Source organism: Chitinophaga sp. ARDCPP14 (assembly GCF_051362515.1).
In the GTDB taxonomy this organism is placed as follows: domain Bacteria; phylum Bacteroidota; class Bacteroidia; order Chitinophagales; family Chitinophagaceae; genus Chitinophaga.
This window is the reverse complement of sequence record NZ_JBKIXB010000002.1, coordinates 671,888-689,324: the sequence shown is the minus strand read 5'-3', so window position 1 is coordinate 689,324 and position 17,437 is coordinate 671,888. Positions and strand designations below refer to the sequence as shown.

Below are 17,437 nucleotides of genomic sequence, written 5' to 3'. Positions count from 1 at the left end.
GCTATCCGTCATGTATATCCCTGCACCCTCACAACGCAATTGGGTATTGCTGTTCATTATCCTGATAATGACAGGCGCCTCTTCCTGTAGCCGGAAAATTACCGAAACGGGGAAAGCATCCTATTATGCCAACTCATTCGATGGAAAACGTACCGCAAGTGGCGAAACCTTCCACCAGCGGTCGCTTACTGCCGCACATAAAACACTTCCTTTCGGAACGCGCGTTACTGTTATCAATATCGCAAATGGAAAAAGCGTAAAGGTTCGTATCAATGACCGCGGACCGTTTGTACCAGGGCGCATTATTGATCTGTCGCACAAAGCCGCCTCCAAAATAGGCATGCTGAACACTGGGGTGGCTAATGTAGAAGTGAAATACAAAAAGAAGAAAAAATAAAAGCAGGAGTGAGGTTGCTCACTCCTGTTCCCGGGTATTATCCCAATTGATGTACACCATCTTTACGTGCTTCATTGCCGCGCTGATCATGCGGACCCTCTGCAATTTCTTCAATCATCTTCTTACAAAACGCAGGTAAATCCTTTGGCGTACGGCTGGTAACCAATCCCTTATCGGTCACCACTTCTTCATCCACCCATAATGCACCTGCGTTTTCAAGATCCGTTTTTAAAGACGGATAAGACGTTACCTTCCGGCCATCAAGTTCATCGGTTTCAATCAGCGTCCAGGGACCGTGGCAAATGGCGGCAATAGGTTTGCTTTCGTCGAAGAAACCGGTAACAAAAGCCACCACGCGGTCATTGGTACGCAAACGGTCCGGGTTCATTACACCACCGGGCAATACCAACGCGTCATACGAAGATGCCACCACTTCTTTTATGTCCTTGTCCACCGGGTAGTCCTTTCCCCAGTCTTTTTCCGCCCAGGCACGAACAGTTTTCCCTTCGGGAGAAATAATATCTACTGTAGCGCCTGCCTCCTTCAGCGCCTCCACGGGCTTTGTAAGCTCCACTTCTTCAAATCCGTTTGCTACCAAAACCGCTATTCTCTTATCTTTTAACTGGTTTGCCATAAAATAATATTTTATAGTTTTTGGAATATGCTGCCTCCGGCAGATAAATACCGCGGCAGCATCCCATCTGCCACAAAAACAATTCCCTTTGCATTCACCTACGTGCACGGTACCTCTCACAAGATCAGCACGTTTGCGCCTGTATAAATTAATGCACATACCGTTGATTGCATGGGATATAAAAAGGAATCTCATTCGATTGTAATTTTTTTCCGGCAAAATTGCATTTGGAAGCAGATGCAGCTTTATTTGTTGACATACAATTAAGAACAATGAACAAGAAAACACTCCTTGCAGCATCGCTGGCTATTTGCTTTGCTGCCAACAGGGCCTTTGCACAGGCGCCTGTGGCTGAGCTTCCCGGCTTTGCCGCCTATGCCGATCCGGTGGAAGAACATGTAGAAATCAGTGAACGCCACGGCGTTGTAAACTGGACGGATAACAGCAATACCGTTAATTTTTATTTCCATGTGGCGAATCCCGGCACCCTCAAAGTGTCGTTACTGGCAAAAGCCGATGCAGAAAGTAAGGTATCTGTTTCCGTAAATGGCGCTCAAAAAATAGTAAGCATACCTAACAATACAGATTTTGTAACGGTACCCGTATTACAAACAACAATAAAAAAAGCAGGCTTTTACTGTGTGTCATTAAAAGGAGTGGAGAAGAAGGGAAGTATATATGCAGATGTAAAAAGCGTAAGCCTTTCCGGATCCGCGGTAAAAGATATGCAGTATAACGCCAAACCCTGGCGCCGTGCGGCTTCTGTACATTTAAACTATCCTGTTCCCGAAGGTAAAAATGTAGAATGGTTTTATGGAGAAATTAAGGTGCCGGAAGGAGAAGATAAACTGGGTACCTATTTCATGTCCTGTGGTTTTCACAGGGGCTATTTTGGTATGCAGGTAAATTCTCCCACAGAAAGAAGAATTATTTTTTCTGTATGGGATGCCGGTGGAGAACCAGAGGAACGCAGCAAGGTAAAGTATGAAGACCAGGTAGTAATGCTGGCAAAAGGAGACAGTGTAGACGCCAGCGGGTTTGGCGGCGAAGGCACCGGTGGACATAGCCATTGGGTGTACAACTGGAAAGCCGGGGACACCTATCGTTTCCTGATGCACAGCGTGCCAACGGGAAATACCACTACTTACACCGCATACTTTTATGTGCCGGAACACAAAGAGTGGAAACTGATTGCCAGCTTCAGGGCGCCAAAAGACGGAAAGTACATGGGACACCTTTATTCCTTCCTGGAAAATTTCTCTTTTGAAAATGGTCATCTTGGCCGCAAAGGATATTTCGGTAACCACTGGATTAAAACCAATACCGGCGAATGGATAGAACTTACCAAGGCCAAATTCTCCAATGATGCCACCGCTAAAGCAAAAGACAGGCTTGATTATGGCGGCGGCTCAGAAAACGGATGGTTCTATTTATGGAACAGTGGTTTCAAACCAGCCAATGCACAGTATGGCGATTTGTTTGAACGCCCTGCCACCGGCACTCCTCCGGTAATTGAGTTGCCAAAGTTCTAAGGATATTGTTATCCTTCACAGAATTTGAAAAAAAGTCGCCCGGCTGTAAATATGACGGGCGACTTTTTTTATCTCTCTAAAAAAATAATCTCATTTATCAAACACCTACAAATAGTCCACATGTCCTATAGGATTTAAATTACGCATATATTTTCGGCACCGTACGAGTGATTTCAAACAACCGCGGCACCTAATCTCTTTCCCTTCAAACAAATAGAATTAACCCGGTATGATAGTTCCGCTCACTACTATTAACGGATTTTTGCTTTAAATTCGGTAATCAATCCTGCTAACATCAGCATATATGGCCTTCAAAAATAAATTGCCTATTCCCGGCGTAGTACAAGTACTAAACCCGTTCAAGGTGAAGAAGCAACGCATCATGAACTTTAATCCGGCGGAAGGAGTCCCATCCCGCAAGCCGGTGGAAAAAACCAAGATCACTGTTTTTGATTATAATATTAATCTTTGCTCAGAGCTGGTGCTGAACAAAATAGAGGACACCTTTAAATATGCCAACGCTCCCCAATTAAGCTGGATCAACATTGATGGTATCAGGAAAGAAGAGGTGCATGCGGTATGTGAACAATTCATCATCCACCCGTTACTTGAGGAAGATATTCTGAGTGTGGGCCAACGGGCAAAGATGGATGAAATCAATGACCGGATGTTTTGTTTGCTTCCCATGATTTATTTCAATAGTGAAACCTCATCTATCGACCTGGAACAGGTGAGTATTGTACTGGGCAGAAACTTTGTGATCTCTTTCCAGGAGGACCCTGCACGGGATGTATTTGACCCTGTGCGGGCCAAGCTGCTGATAACCGGATCCAGGATCCGCAATGGTGGCGCCGATTACCTCTGTTATTCATTGCTGGATGTAATTATTGATAATTACTTCATTGTTATGGATAAGCTGGGGGAACGGATTGAAATGATGGAAGACCTGGTTCAACATCAACCCAACACCCGTACGTTGGCGCGGATTAATTATTTACGCCGCCAGGTTTTCCTGTTCAAACGGGCTATTGCTCCGGTAAGGGAGTTGGTAAATGGCTTTCTGAAAAGTGAGAGCGATCTGCTGGATGATAAAGTAACTAAATACTACAAGGACATCTACGATCACATCATTCAATGTAATGATCTGGCGGATAACTACCGCGATATGGTGCTGAACTTACAGGAGATGTATCATACGCAGTTGAACCTGAAGATGAATGAAATCATGAAAGTGTTGGCGGTGGTAACTACATTAATGGCGCCGCCAACACTGCTTGCTGGTATCTACGGAATGAATTTTCAGCATATGCCTGAACTGGCATCCCCCAATGGATATTATTTTACATTGGGAGGTATGGGGATATTATTGGTGCTGATGGTATTATTTTTCCGGAAAAGAGGCTGGTTTTAGCTTTTCTTCTTATACACGGGCACGGTGGAGCAAGGCTCTCCATACATAATACTCTTTACTACCGGGCGCAACAGGCGTGTAATTTCCGCGTAAGCAATTTCTCCTACCCGTTTATCACCGCATCCTTTAATAACAATTCTTTTATCTGTAAAAGCGGAAAGGTCAATTTCTCCCAGGTTTCTGAGATATAATGTATTGTGTATAAATGCTGCGTCTCCGAAAGCAGCATAGGCCGCCACCGGTTCCAGGTTGGTCATCACCAGCATATAAGCCCATAAAGGAATAACGGCGTCTGCAGAGCAAATAAGCCCCACGTTCTTTCCGCGGTATTGCTCCCAGTCGTGCGACTGCATAGCCGCCCGGAAATCCTTTTCTTTCAGAATGAGCTCCATAAACAGGTAATCCTTCATATCAAAAACAACAATTTCCCCTTTTGGGTAAAACTGTTCTAAATCAATGGTTTCCAGTCCACTCTGCGCTACTTTATTTATGATTTCTTCCATTTTTGTCCCTATTTAAGAATACAAATTTACGAATATCGGCGCAGGAATAGGAATAAGGGCAGAAAGGCACTAAAAGGGGGAAATAAAAAAGGGAAGCAGTAGTGCTTCCCTTTTCTTATGTCAGTAAAAAATGTAGTGATTTAGAAGAATTTACCACGGGTATCCTTCACATCGCTCTTCTTTTTCAGCACTTCGAACAGCTGTTGATCCAGCATGGATTTAACACCTTGTTCGTAAGCCGCCTGTTGGGAAGCGATATCTTGGGCTGGTTGGGCAGACGGCTGGAAGCTGTCTACTTTAATCACATATACACCTGCATTACCTTCAATTGGAGCAGATACTTTTGCAGTGCCCCAGTTCTTATTGAAAGATGCGCCGGCAACACGTGGCTCAAAGCCAAGGGAAGCGATGAATGGAGTAGCGAAAGAAACGCCTTCTGCATTCAGCACCGGTTGGTTAGTAGATTTAGCCGCTGCATCCAGGGTAGCCGGAGTTTGCAGTTTAGCGATGATCTGTTCTGCTTTCTTGTGTTTCTTAACTTCAGCTTCTACCTGGGGACGTACATCTGCGAGCGGAGCAGTACCTTCTTTACGTACATTGGTTAAAACAGCCACTACGTATTTATCATCGAAGGTAAATACCTTGCTTACATCACCTTGTTTGGATTCGTAAGCCCAGCGTACCAGTTCGCGTGATTGTCCGATACCGGGGATCACGAAATCCATTGGACGTACATTATCAGCGATTCTTTTATTCAGCTTTTCCTGTTGTACTGTTTTCTCAAAAGCAGCAGCAGTGCCGCTTTTACCGGCAAAACCGCTGGCAGCGCTAAATGCGTTGTTGTTAGTTTCTTTGCTGGCCTCTACAGATTTACCGAGATACGCTACTTTAATAGCAGGACCAATATTTTTCTGATCCAGGATCTCAATAACATGGTAACCAAACTGTGTTCTTACTACTTTCACCTGGCCTTTTGAACCATCGAAGGCGAAGTCTTTGAATTCAGGAACAAATTGGGAAGATGGAGTCAACTCATATTCACCACCGGTTTGTTTGCTACCCGGATCATCGGAAAACTGGTCAACCAGGGCTTTAAAGTCTGCACCGCCTTTTACAGCCAGCTCAAGGCTATCTGCACGTTTTTTAGCGATGGAATCCGGTAAACCACCCTGAGCGCCGGAAGCGATAAGGATATGGCGTACTTTTACGCTGTCGGGCATATTTTTACGATCAATCATTTTCGCAAAAACGATCAGGTTATTATCGTAGTATGGTCCGAAAACAGTTCCTACAGGCAGATTCACGATAGAATCCTTCATCGGAACTTTTGCTTCATTTTTGGAAATATATCCGTCGTAATATTTAATATCTGAATTACGGTTGATAAAACCGGCGATATTGTCTTTTGTAGTATCCAGTTCCAGCTTCATCGCCATTATCTGCTGAATAGCAGCTGCTGAGTCGGCAGCAGAAGGGATAGCGTCAAAGGATACATATTCAATTTTACGGGACTCTTCCACTTTAAACAGTTGTTTGTGATCCTGGATAAAGCGATCGAGTTCTGCATCAGTTACTTTAATAGTGGAATCGGAGATGGTAGCATAGGGAACGCTTACATAAGATACAGTCGCTGTTTGGCTGTTATCTTTTTGCTGTTGCGCTGCCAGCCATTTTGGATAGTAGATACCTTGTTTAACAAGGGTCACGTATTTCAAACGCTCCTGGTATTTCGCAATATAGCTTTCCAGCTGGTGCAAGCCTTCACGGATCTGTGGATTGCTGCCTGCCTGTGAAATAGCCTGTTGCAAAGCATTACGGTCAAACTGGCCATCGCGGGTAAATTGCTGCACCACAACCGGGTTAGGGTTTTTACCTTTGATTTGGTCTACCACTTCTGCCTCAGTTACGTCGATACCCAATACTTTGTATTGAGCCTGCATAATTTGTTCATTCAGAAATTCGTTCCAAACCTGCTCGCGGATATACTGACGGGTCTGTTCGTCAATATTAGGCATTTGCTGACGCGCGTTGTTTTCTGCGTCCTGAATTCGACGTTGATACTCTGCCAAATCGAGATCTTCACCATTTACTTTACCCACGCTGGTATCGCGACGGGATAGAGAACTTTTGCCAAAAAAGGCATCCTGCAACAGGAAACTAACAATAGCCAGGCAAATCACTACAACGATCATGACGGCGTACTTGTCCCTGATTTTCTGAATTACTGACATATATTATATAGTCTACATTTTTAAGGATAGCAAAAATAGAATAAATAAACTGTAACTGCAAAAGAGTATTTTTTACTCTGAAACTCAATACAGTAAAGGGTTACAGGTGCTTATAACACTTTTGTGGGCTATGTAACATTCACAGGTTTTCCACATGAAGGGCCAATTAACATCTTCCTTTTTTTTGTGGGCCCAATATTTTTAAACACTGATTACAGCAGGTATTTGGCCGAAATTAAGTGTCAAAACCTAAAAAAAGGTTATTCACAAATGTGAAAAAAGCAGATTTTCTAATTCACATAAATTTGTGAATAAAACGGGGCTAATTTAGGCCCGTATGCATTTTGACCATTTTTCATCTCCAAGAGATTCTTTTCCACAATTGATGTGTAAAAACCCCTGTAAAACGCAAAATAAGGTGGGAAAAGGTGCCTCTGTCCACAGGTAAAACTAATTTTGTTATTGTGGTTAAATTTACCCTTAAAAACCCGGAGGTGGAAATGTGGATACGAAATGTCTTCTTTTAACATTTTCCTAATACACTACACACGAAAAAGATTTTAACCTTGGAGGATATCCACGTATGTGGATGAAAGTAGTAAAACCCAGTATTGGCGCGGAAATGGCATGTTAATTTCGTGTGGAAAGCGTAATAAAAAGGAATAACAACTACATTTGTACGTGAGCTGGAAATTAAATTTCCACATATTCACAGCCCTAATAGTAGTGGGCTTTTCTTTTAAATATTTAAAGAAGTATATAGCTATGATTATGGAAATCGCTGACGCGAAAAAAAATTTGCAACGCAACGGATTTTTGGATATATCAGTCGATCCTTCTCTGGATTTGTTTGAAGCGATAGAAAATTTGAAAAAGAAAAAAAACGCTATCGTCCTGGCTCACTATTACCAGGAACCCGATATCCAGGATATCGCCGATTACATCGGAGATAGTTTAGGCCTCAGTCAGCAGGCTGCCAAAACAGATGCCGACATGATTGTTTTCGCGGGTGTGCATTTTATGGCTGAAACCGCAAAAATTCTCAGTCCCCAGAAGAAAGTGCTGTTACCGGACCTGAAGGCGGGGTGTTCCTTGGCCGACAGTGCCCCTCCGGAGCTGTTTAAGAAGTTCAGGGACCGTTACCCGGACCATATTGTGATTTCGTACATTAACTGCTCCGCGGGTATCAAGGCGCTCAGCGATATCATTTGCACGAGCTCCAATGCCGAGAAAATCATCGAAAGCGTGCCACACAACCAGCCGATCATATTTGCCCCCGACAGGAATTTAGGGGCCTATCTGATCAAAAAAACGGGTAGAGACATGGTTTTATGGAACGGCGCCTGCATGGTCCATGAGATTTTCTCCCTGGAAAAGATCACAAAATTGAAAATCCGTCACCCCAAAGCTAAAGTGATAGCGCATCCGGAATGCGAACCGGCAGTTTTGGCTATTGCGGATTATATCGGATCCACCACTGGTTTGCTGAAGTTTAGTCAGAAAGATGATGCGCAGGAATATATCGTTGTTACAGAAACCGGTATACTGCACCAGATGCAAAAGGAAAATCCGGGCAAAACATTTATTCCTGCTCCGCCCAATAACGCGTGTGCCTGCAACGACTGTCCACACATGAAACTGAATACACTGGAGAAATTGTATCTGTGCATGGAATACGAACAACCGGAAATTACAATGGAAGAAAGTCTGAGAATAGCCGCTAAAAAGCCAATTGAGCGTATGCTGGAAATTAGTGCACAAGCCGGGCTTTAGTTTAACTGACTGATTAACAACACTATTTAAATTTTATTTTTTATATATAGGAAAGTAGGTATTTACCGAAGGCCGTCAGAATCTTGTATTCTGACGGCCTTCGTATGTATGTACGAACCGATTAATTCTCAGCGTGTTACAAAGGCCCTGAGAATCTCTTATCTGTGATTGGACTACACCATTCTCCATAAAAGCGCAACAATACAGGGACCCCTGATTTGTTTGATGTTAAAAACCCTTTGAAATAGTTTTTTAGTGCCCTGAGAATTAAAAATAAAAAGGAGGTATTGGGTAAGTGAAGGATTTGAGAGAATATTTGATTCTCAGCGCGTTGATATTGGCGTGAGAATGAGATATTTCTTATTTGCATGGAATCGTGTGTGTAATTTTTCTTTTAAGGAAGTCTCAGTAGTTATTTTTTTAAGGCCCTGACAGTTCAATATTTTTTTAGAAGACAGGGATACCCCATGGTTTTGATTTTCATTACAATGTCAACCCCTTATTTTTTTTGCAACTACCTTGATCCATACGGTTTTTCTCTCTTTAGTGACCTTCTATTTCTGTTGTTAGGAGATCTTCAGCCATGTTTTTTGAAACAAATAAATGCTTTCTGACCCGGCAGCTTATTGATTTTTAAAGAAGGCTATGAGGATTGATTCTTTTTCTTTTTACTGGGGTTATCCCGAGATTTTATATTTCATGCAATTCTCAGCTGACTTGTAGTTTGCTGAGAATAGAGTGTTGATTGGGGTAGCCTTGTCAACACATATTTCATGCGATTCTCAGCGCTTTGTCAAGGCGCTGAGAATCTGATATTTAATAGCTCCTTGCACTTGTTCCTGTTTATTCAATTTACATCGCAGTCTCACTTCACTTGTAGTGCCCTGAGAATTGAATATTTGTTTACCCGCTTTTAAAAATGCACGCTGGAAATTTTCAGGCGATTGTCAGGATGCAAGTAGTGATCTGAGAATCTAATATTCGACAGGATTTGTTGTATAAGCCCGGATATGATATTCCGGTGTAATTCTGAGCGGCTCAGGAGGGCGCTGAGAATTGAATATTTTTATTCTTCGTGGCTCGGATCAGGTTTTGTAAAACGGAGGCGCGCTCAGCTCATTGGGTAGGCTTTGAGAATCGGGGATATTTTTATACCTCGGGAATTATACACTGGGGATGCATTGTAGGCGCTTTGAGAAGGTGCTGAGATTTGCGTGTTTTTCAATTGTGCAGGGGAACGCCGGAGAATTTTGGCTGGATTCATTCTAAACGCTCTGCAAATTGTTAATGTTTCACAACGGAATCTGGCCGGCGACATTAAGAAGAAGAATTTCCCTCAAAAATTTCTTGGTATAAAATGTCGGAATAGGGGTAAAAAAGGAAAATTATTAATAAATCAGGGAAAATTCGGCTAAGAAACTAAAGAGAAAGCTGAATTTCTTTTGGAAGATTTGTTAATAAGTGGGGGAGTCCATCAAAATTTCATTGAAGGAAGAAAAAAGCTCAAGAATGTGTGGAAAAATAGCGGTAAAAGTGTGTTTTTTCCGGAAAATGCTCTTTTTGTTATAAAATTTTCTTGGTTTTTGGGGATAAAAACAAGAAAAAAGTAGAGGAAAACTAAATTTCCTCTACCCAAATATGATCTGCTTCTGTTTTTCTAAGTGACAAATTATAGCCAGCCACCATAATTGAAATCGGATCTCCCAACGGGGCAATTTTTTCAATTTTTACTGTTTCACCTGGTACGCAGCCCATTTCCATCAGTTTAATATGAAGATCGTCTTTCGCAAATTCTATAATGATCGCGCTTTTTCCTGTCGACAGGGACGATAGTTTTATAATGCCTTTTTTCATTTCCTGCTTGTTAATCTGTTTAAACTTAGTACCAGCACAATGGGGAGCATACTTATGAATGATAAGCAAAGTTACCGCTGTATAGCCAATATGCAAAAAGAAAGGTCATCCAATCCAAAATTTCACTTTACTTTTACATCTACATAAATTTTTTCAGTATAGATGGCTATTCAGTTTACATCGCACGAGGTAAAGGATTATTTAAAAGAAAAGAGGAAGCTAAAGGTGTTTTTAAGTGATCTTTTTTCTGCAGAAGGACAGGGATTGGAGAGTTTACACTACGTTTTTTGTTCAGATGCTTACTTGTTGGAGATCAACAAACAGTTTTTGCAGCACGACACGTATACGGATATCGTAACTTTTGAAATGGGGGAGAACCCGGCCATTACGGAAGGTGAAATATACATTAGCGTGGATAGGGTGCTGGAGAATGCAGATAAGTTTAAGGTACCGGTAGCCCAGGAGCTGCACAGGGTTATTTTTCACGGTGCACTACATTTATGTGGTTTTAAAGACAAAAGTAAAAAGGACGCTGTCCTTATGAGAAGTAAAGAGGATGAGTACCTGGTAAAGTATTTTGGTAGTAAATAGGCTTTTGAGCCTTACAATGTTTCACGTGGAACATTCATTGTTTGGAATCGTTGGAGATGATTAACCTGGGCGTTATAAAACCTGGGGATCCTGCATATAGCGTTATTACCCGTGGTATACTTCTCGGATACTTCTCAGTTACTTCTCAGTTACCTAGGAGTAGCGTATGTGTCGTACTCCCCATATAGTCCCCATATAGTCCCTATATAGTTCCTATATAGTTCCTATATAGTTCCCATATAGTTCCCATACACTCACAATACACTCCTCATACACTCATTATACACTTCCCATACACTTACAATACACTATGCCCTGTTTTATACCGAAAAGAACCTTACAGCTCAGGGTGGTTATACTGGAAAAACTTTACACCCCCCAGCGTCGAACACAGATTTAGCTTACAATGTTGCTTTTCGGTGCAGTAATAGCTTTACAGTAACAAAGTAACCAAGGCTTTCTTTTTGATTTTCCATCTTTTATTCAAAGGTCCTGGAATTGGATTGCATTTTTGCTTGATGATCCTGTTTAAAGTTTACTGTTTAGGTTTTAAGTCCTGAAATAAGTTTACAGTGTGGGTTGTAAATCCTGTATTTGGTTTACGGCACTAGTTTTCGTTTGGCCTGGACCTCCGATATAACGGGGCAGGAGGAAGGGATATTGACCGGGGTAAGAGGCATTTGGTTATATGTTTGTACAGTACAACCAGGGCAACATTGTGTTACTGGATATTATCCGCTAGGCAAGTGTTGTGCTTATAAATCTTTTCAATTTTTCTGCATGTAGCATTTTGGGAGGGGATTCCCATTTAGGGTTATGGGAATGAATAGGCTTGGAATCAAGTGAAACGATTTCCTGTTTAATATTGCGAATGGCGCCGTTAATCTTATTCCGGCAGATATTCTGTTATGGTGTTCATAAGCAAGGACAGAATTCTTTACATTTCATGAAGTGCCTCCAATAAAAGATTTACTATAAGAAAGAACAAACTTAGATGTTCCACGTGGAACATCTAAAAAGGGATTTATTTAAAAACCGAGCTTTGATTTGTAAGGTTTAAGAGGTGGGCGTAATTCACAAGGGGGGAACCGGGCATATAATAAGCATGGTAATGCTGTTTCCTTCATGATCTGGACTTTTGATTTCTATCAAGTCATATGATGATCTATGCATGCCGTTTTAAGTGAACATGATATCGCCAGATTGGTTTAGATGATGGCTATAGTGGTAATGCTCATAGGAGGTAGGCGCCGCTGTATTTTTCCTCAGCCGTATTTGTTGATGGTAAGACATTTGGTACTCTTTACCGAATTTAGCGACACAGGACCTTCAATTCTTTTTCCAAAACAACCAAGTGATGTTAACAAGCTTTGGAAGGATAGGGACATTCTTCTTATGCGCAGCTCTGCTGAATATCATTTGATATTCCATGCCTGTGAGCCAATTTAGGACTGCTATTCCGGCTTTGCCTATAGATGTTGTTTGAGGAATCTGTTGATAATACCAGAAGCAAACTGTAGGCTTTTGCATTTAGTTATGCAGATTGAAAAGGTACAGGATTTAGATAATGGAGAGAAACCTAGGATGCCTGGTTTCCTGGAGTTTATTTTCTGCCAGCCGGCTTGTTATCACAGAATTACTATTGAGCAATTTTTCCATGCTAAGAGTAGCTTTATCTGCGTAATAAATGATGCAGGAGAGCAGCATTTACCAGATTTTATATAACTGAGTTTCTATGACAGTGGATGGACTTTGAGCCGGGGTGTCTCAAGTGTATTCTTAATTGCTTCTTGCATTTGTATCAAGAAACTGCAAGAGCTACAAACGATAATCGTGCTTTGGATTCCCTGTTTGTTGGAGGGTCTTAAAGATATAGGTACCCATCACCCGGGAAGCAATTTTCATTTCCGGAGGAAGTGTTTTACAACTTAAAGAGATACTTCCCGCAGGGGATTCTCCAGTGTATTATTATGCGAGGAGAGGAGGATTTGAATAAGTGTCTAAAGGGAAAGACTAAGAGATAATTAAAATCGATGAAAAAAAGAGCGTATTCGTCGTCATACTTCTGATGTTTACCGGATCTTCTAATAGGTGATTCATAACTAATGAAAAGGTTTTGAATCAGGATAGCATCCTTTTCTAATGGGAACTTACATCTCTTGCCCGCTAATTATGTTCCACGTGAAACATTAACAGGATAAAGAAGATGCTAAGGATGAGCTATTGAATCCTCCACGGAATGTTCCACGTGGAACATTCACATTGGCAACCACATTCTCCTTTCTTCTACGTAATTTTGCACTTTCTAAAGTTATTATGTTTCCATCATACGATATAATTGTTGTAGGCGCAGGACACGCAGGTTGTGAAGCCGCTGCCGCTGCTGCCAATATGGGGTCCAAGGTTTTGTTGGTAACCATGAATATGCAAACCATTGCTCAAATGAGCTGTAACCCCGCTATGGGGGGCATTGCCAAAGGACAAATTGTAAGAGAGATAGATGCGCTTGGAGGATATTCCGGGATAGTAACGGATCAGTCTATGATCCAGTTCCGTATGCTCAACCGGTCGAAAGGCCCCGCTATGTGGAGCCCCCGTACGCAAAATGACCGCATGCTTTTCGCCGCAAAATGGAGGGAAGCACTGGAAAAAACACCGAATGTGGACTTCTACCAGGATATGGTAAAAGGCCTTTTAGTGAAGGATGGAAGATGCCACGGCGTTGTTACCGGACTAGGCCATGAGATCCAGGCGAAGGCGGTGGTGCTCACCAACGGGACTTTCCTCAACGGTGTAATCCATATCGGGGATAAACAATTTGGCGGTGGCAGGGTAGCAGAAAAAGCGGCTACGGGCATTACAGAACAACTCGTTTCCCTGGGTTTTGAAAGCGACCGTTTGAAAACAGGTACACCTCCACGTATTGATGGAAGGAGCCTCGATTATTCAAAAATGGAAGAACAGAAAGGGGATGAAGAGATTGTTGGATTCTCCTATTTGGATGTCGAAAGAATTAAACCCGCACAACAAAGAAGTTGTTGGATTACCTATACCAGCGATGCCGTACATGAAATGCTCCGTACTGGTTTTGACAGGTCGCCCATGTTCCAGGGACGTATCCAGGGAACAGGTCCCCGTTATTGCCCCAGCATTGAAGATAAAATAAACCGCTTCGCAGAAAGAGAACGCCACCAGTTATTTGTGGAACCAGAAGGCTGGGACACCGTGGAGATTTATGTAAACGGATTCTCTACCTCTTTGCCGGAAGATGTGCAAATGAAAGCGCTTCGCCTGGTACCAGGATTTGAAAACTGCCGGATGTTCCGGCCGGGATATGCCATTGAATACGATTTCTTTCCACCAACCCAGCTTCAGTTCTCCCTGGAAACCAAGCATGTTCAAAACCTCTTCTTTGCCGGGCAGATTAACGGCACTACCGGATATGAGGAAGCTGCATGCCAGGGTATCATGGCGGGCATAAATGCCCACCTGAAGGCCCGGGAAGAAGCACCTTTTGTGTTGAAAAGAAGTGAAGCATATATTGGAGTGCTGATCGATGATCTGATTAATAAAGGCACCGAAGAACCTTACCGTATGTTTACCTCCAGGGCAGAATTCCGCACCCTGTTACGCCAGGACAATGCCGACCTGCGCCTGACAGAAAGGAGCTATAAAATGGGGCTGGCCTCTGAAGAAAGAATGCAGAAGGTGCAGGAAAAAAGACAAGGCGTAGAACAAATTAAGCGCATCCTGAAAGAATTGTCCATAGAGCCGGACGAAATCAGCGGACTACTTGCAGAGAAATCATCTGCTCCGTTAACCCAAAAACAGAAAGCGCACCAGATTTTATTACGTCCGGGACTCGATATTTTTGCCATGAAAGACCAGGTGGAAAAAATAGGACAGGCACTCGCCGGATTTAGTAAGGATATTTTGGAACAGGCAGAAATCCAGATCAAGTATGATGTATACATTGAAAAGGAAAATGAACTGGTGCAGAAAATGAGCCAACTGGAAGATCTCGTGATACCTTCCAATTTCGATTATGCAAAACTGGTTTCATTGTCGAACGAAGCAAGACAGAAATTTAATAAAATTCGTCCGCATACCCTTGGCCAGGCAAGTCGCATTAGTGGAGTTAATCCAAGTGATGTACAAATCCTGATGGTTTATATGGGACGATAAAAATATAAAGCTTTTATAGCGGGTAGTGTTGTTTTTACAATCTGCCCGTTTTTTTTGGTTTATCACCGGGCACAGACAAAAAATGACCAAAAATGCCCGAAAATCGACCTTCAGAAACGCGGTAAATTTTAATGATCTCTTCTTTGGTGGATATAAGTGTTAGAAAAGGGGTAAAAGGGATAAAAACGGCTAAAAATGCATGTTTTTGAACCAGAACTTTATTTTTCCGGAAAAAGCAACCTTTTTTGATTTTCCACCGTATCTATCTTCAGCCTGGAGTTTATTTAAACAATTATTCCCTGACAAAAAAATAACAGCACCTAATACCAAAAGCAGGTAAGAATATTTTTGTGCATGAGCTGAATAATATTAATGAAGTGATTGCCGGTTGCTGCAGAAAAGAACGCAGCAGTCAGGAAGCGTTATACCGGAACTTTTTCGGGTATGGACTCAGCATTTGTTTGCGATATGCACAGAACAGAGATGAGGCAGTTGAAATTATGAACGACGGATTTCTTAAAATATTCCAACACATTGAAACATTCGATACCTCCCGGCCTTTTAAAACATGGCTGGCCAGAATTATGGTGAATACCGCCATCGATTTTTTAAGAGGTAAAAAGAAACTGGTTTTTACTGATGATATCAACCAGGTACCGGAACCAGGAACGGATGAAAAAATTATTGACAAACTATCCTATGATGAATTGCTGAAACATGTACAGGCTTTGCCTCCGGCTTACAGAACTGTTTTCAACCTGTATATAATGGAAGGCTTCCAGCACCAGGAAATAGCAGGTATGTTGCGAATCTCAGAAGGAACTTCCAAATCGAATCTATTTAAAGCAAAGAAAATACTGAAAGAAAGAATTATTAAAGCATCCATGAGCACTGCTGATGGAATAGACATAAATATGCCCTTATACAAAAATGAATGACGCGTTTGAAAATAGTATCCGTAATAAGCTGAATGAAGCTGATATTCCTTTTGACCAGGATGCATGGAAAAAAATGGAATCGAAGCTTGATGCAGGAAATAATAAGAAACGACCAGCAGGCTGGTGGTGGCTGTTGTTATTGCCTGTGCTGGGTGGCTTAGGCTGGTGGATCATGCAACCATCAGCAACGGATAAAGCGGTTTCACGTGCAACAATAGTTTCTTCACAGGATCAGCAACAGCATACCATCACAACAGACGGACAGCGTATTGCCACGCCGGATAGCAGTGCAGTACAACTGCCCGGAACAAGAACAATTACGTCAACAGCAACAAAAACGCAGCAAAACAGCGACTTATCATCAGGTAAACAGCTGCCAAAAACAAATACTACGACAGAAAATTCCGCCCAACAGCAAACGATTTCCCCGTCAGGAATCCATCTGCCAAAAACAAATACAACAGCCGTAAACACCGGCCGTCAGCAAACCTTTTCGCAGACAAACACCTATCTGCCGAAGGCAAATAAAACAACAGGTCAGGATATACCGGAAAAAACAACTACACCAGATATTACTGCAGATGCAGGAAAAGAAACAGGAAATGATAAAGGTGTACCCCCAACAATTAATCACACCGCTTTTGATCTGCTGAAAACAAAGAACAGTAATAACTTTAACGTATATACGAAAATAGGAAGACCTGTTGAAATACCCGTAGATACTAAGTTACAGCCGGATCAGGATAAAAAACCCGTACGTCGGAAGATCAACTCAAAAGGATTGTATATAGGAGTAACTTTCGGACCAGATCTGAACGTTGCGCCCTCTTTTAAATATGGAAACGTCGGCTTTAACGCTGGTGTGCTGGCGCATTATTATTTTAGCCAGCACTGGTTTGTTACAAGTGGAGTTGTATACAGTAAGAAGCTATATGGCGCTACAAACGGTGATTATAAAAATCTTTACAATAATCCGTGGGATCCTGTTGTTAAGGTAAATGCGAATTGTGATGTACTCGATATACCAGTGAATATCAACTATACATTCTTACAGGTAAAAAATAATACGGTGAGTGCCACACTCGGTATCTCTAACTATTTTATGCTGAAAGAAAAGTATGAATATGTATACAAGTATTCTCCCGAAAAGGAAAGAACGGTAGATAATGAAAACCAGCATTATCTTGCCATACTGAATGTTGGCGCCCTTTACCAGCACCCTGCCGGAAGAAGGTTAATTGTTGGGCTACAGCCATATGCAAAAATTCCCCTGCATGGGGTCGGATTGGGACAGGTGAAACTGTACTCTGCCGGCTTATCAGTACAGTTAAACCTGGTAGGAAAAAAACGCTGATCCATCCTGTAAACAATCATTCTGCTGCGTTGTT

The 17,437-nt window shown here is 42.1% G+C and carries 12 protein-coding genes; 8 read left to right on the top strand and 4 right to left on the bottom strand.

The window, feature by feature from the left end:
- The first annotated feature begins 10 nt into the window (after nt 1–10).
- Nucleotides 11–397, top strand: coding sequence for a septal ring lytic transglycosylase RlpA family protein (locus ACLHR0_RS07505; RefSeq protein ID WP_436485654.1), 387 nt, complete (start codon nt 11–13; stop codon nt 395–397).
- 37 nt (nt 398–434) lie between these two features.
- Here the strand turns inward: ACLHR0_RS07505 and ACLHR0_RS07500 are convergent, their stop codons facing one another.
- The gene (locus ACLHR0_RS07500) at nt 435–1,031 is read right to left on the bottom strand and encodes a type 1 glutamine amidotransferase domain-containing protein (protein ID WP_436485652.1); all 597 of its coding nucleotides are present in this window, start codon (nt 1,029–1,031) and stop codon (nt 435–437) included.
- A gap of 272 nt (nt 1,032–1,303) precedes the next feature.
- Between ACLHR0_RS07500 and ACLHR0_RS07495 the strand changes: the two genes are divergently transcribed.
- Nucleotides 1,304–2,563 (top strand): DUF3472 domain-containing protein, encoded by a 1,260-nt coding sequence (locus tag ACLHR0_RS07495; RefSeq protein WP_436485651.1) that lies wholly within the window; start codon nt 1,304–1,306, stop codon nt 2,561–2,563.
- A gap of 304 nt (nt 2,564–2,867) precedes the next feature.
- Nucleotides 2,868–3,974: a magnesium/cobalt transporter CorA gene (gene corA, locus ACLHR0_RS07490; protein ID WP_429043139.1), complete on the top strand. Its 1,107-nt coding sequence runs from the start codon at nt 2,868–2,870 to the stop codon at nt 3,972–3,974.
- Here the strand turns inward: corA and ACLHR0_RS07485 are convergent.
- Together ACLHR0_RS07485 and ACLHR0_RS07480 are read right to left on the bottom strand one after the other, a co-directional pair.
- Complete coding sequence (locus ACLHR0_RS07485; protein WP_436485648.1) at nt 3,971–4,477, bottom strand: DUF2480 family protein; 507 nt, start codon at nt 4,475–4,477, stop codon at nt 3,971–3,973. The genes corA and ACLHR0_RS07485 overlap by 4 nt on opposite strands.
- Before the next feature lie 140 nt (nt 4,478–4,617).
- Nucleotides 4,618–6,708 (bottom strand): peptidylprolyl isomerase, encoded by a 2,091-nt coding sequence (locus ACLHR0_RS07480; RefSeq protein WP_429043136.1) that lies wholly within the window; start codon nt 6,706–6,708, stop codon nt 4,618–4,620.
- 765 nt (nt 6,709–7,473) lie between these two features.
- Between ACLHR0_RS07480 and nadA the strand changes: the two genes are divergently transcribed.
- Nucleotides 7,474–8,481 carry a quinolinate synthase NadA gene (gene nadA / locus ACLHR0_RS07475; RefSeq protein ID WP_429043133.1) on the top strand — a complete coding sequence of 336 codons (1,008 nt, stop codon included), beginning with the start codon at nt 7,474–7,476 and terminating at the stop codon, nt 8,479–8,481.
- A 1,617-nt stretch (nt 8,482–10,098) separates the two neighbouring features.
- On the opposite strand, the gene ACLHR0_RS07470 is transcribed toward nadA, so the two are convergent.
- Nucleotides 10,099–10,335 carry a FeoA family protein gene (locus ACLHR0_RS07470; protein ID WP_429043131.1) on the bottom strand — a complete coding sequence of 79 codons (237 nt, stop codon included), beginning with the start codon at nt 10,333–10,335 and terminating at the stop codon, nt 10,099–10,101.
- Nucleotides 10,336–10,497: 162 nt separating this feature from the next.
- Here ACLHR0_RS07470 and ybeY point away from each other — a divergent pair, with 162 nt between their 5' ends.
- The 4 genes from ybeY (at nt 10,498) to ACLHR0_RS07450 (ending at nt 17,403) form a co-directional block, all read left to right on the top strand.
- Complete coding sequence (gene ybeY / locus ACLHR0_RS07465) at nt 10,498–10,926, top strand: rRNA maturation RNase YbeY (protein WP_429043128.1); 429 nt, start codon at nt 10,498–10,500, stop codon at nt 10,924–10,926.
- 2,316 nt (nt 10,927–13,242) lie between these two features.
- Nucleotides 13,243–15,111: a tRNA uridine-5-carboxymethylaminomethyl(34) synthesis enzyme MnmG gene (gene mnmG / locus ACLHR0_RS07460; RefSeq protein WP_370908867.1), complete on the top strand. Its 1,869-nt coding sequence runs from the start codon at nt 13,243–13,245 to the stop codon at nt 15,109–15,111.
- Nucleotides 15,112–15,461: 350 nt separating this feature from the next.
- Nucleotides 15,462–16,049, top strand: coding sequence for an RNA polymerase sigma factor (locus ACLHR0_RS07455; RefSeq protein ID WP_370908866.1), 588 nt, complete (start codon nt 15,462–15,464; stop codon nt 16,047–16,049).
- Nucleotides 16,042–17,403 (top strand): outer membrane beta-barrel protein, encoded by a 1,362-nt coding sequence (locus tag ACLHR0_RS07450; RefSeq protein ID WP_436485644.1) that lies wholly within the window; start codon nt 16,042–16,044, stop codon nt 17,401–17,403. The genes ACLHR0_RS07455 and ACLHR0_RS07450 overlap by 8 nt, the downstream gene beginning before the upstream one ends.
- Nucleotides 17,404–17,437 lie beyond the last annotated feature (34 nt).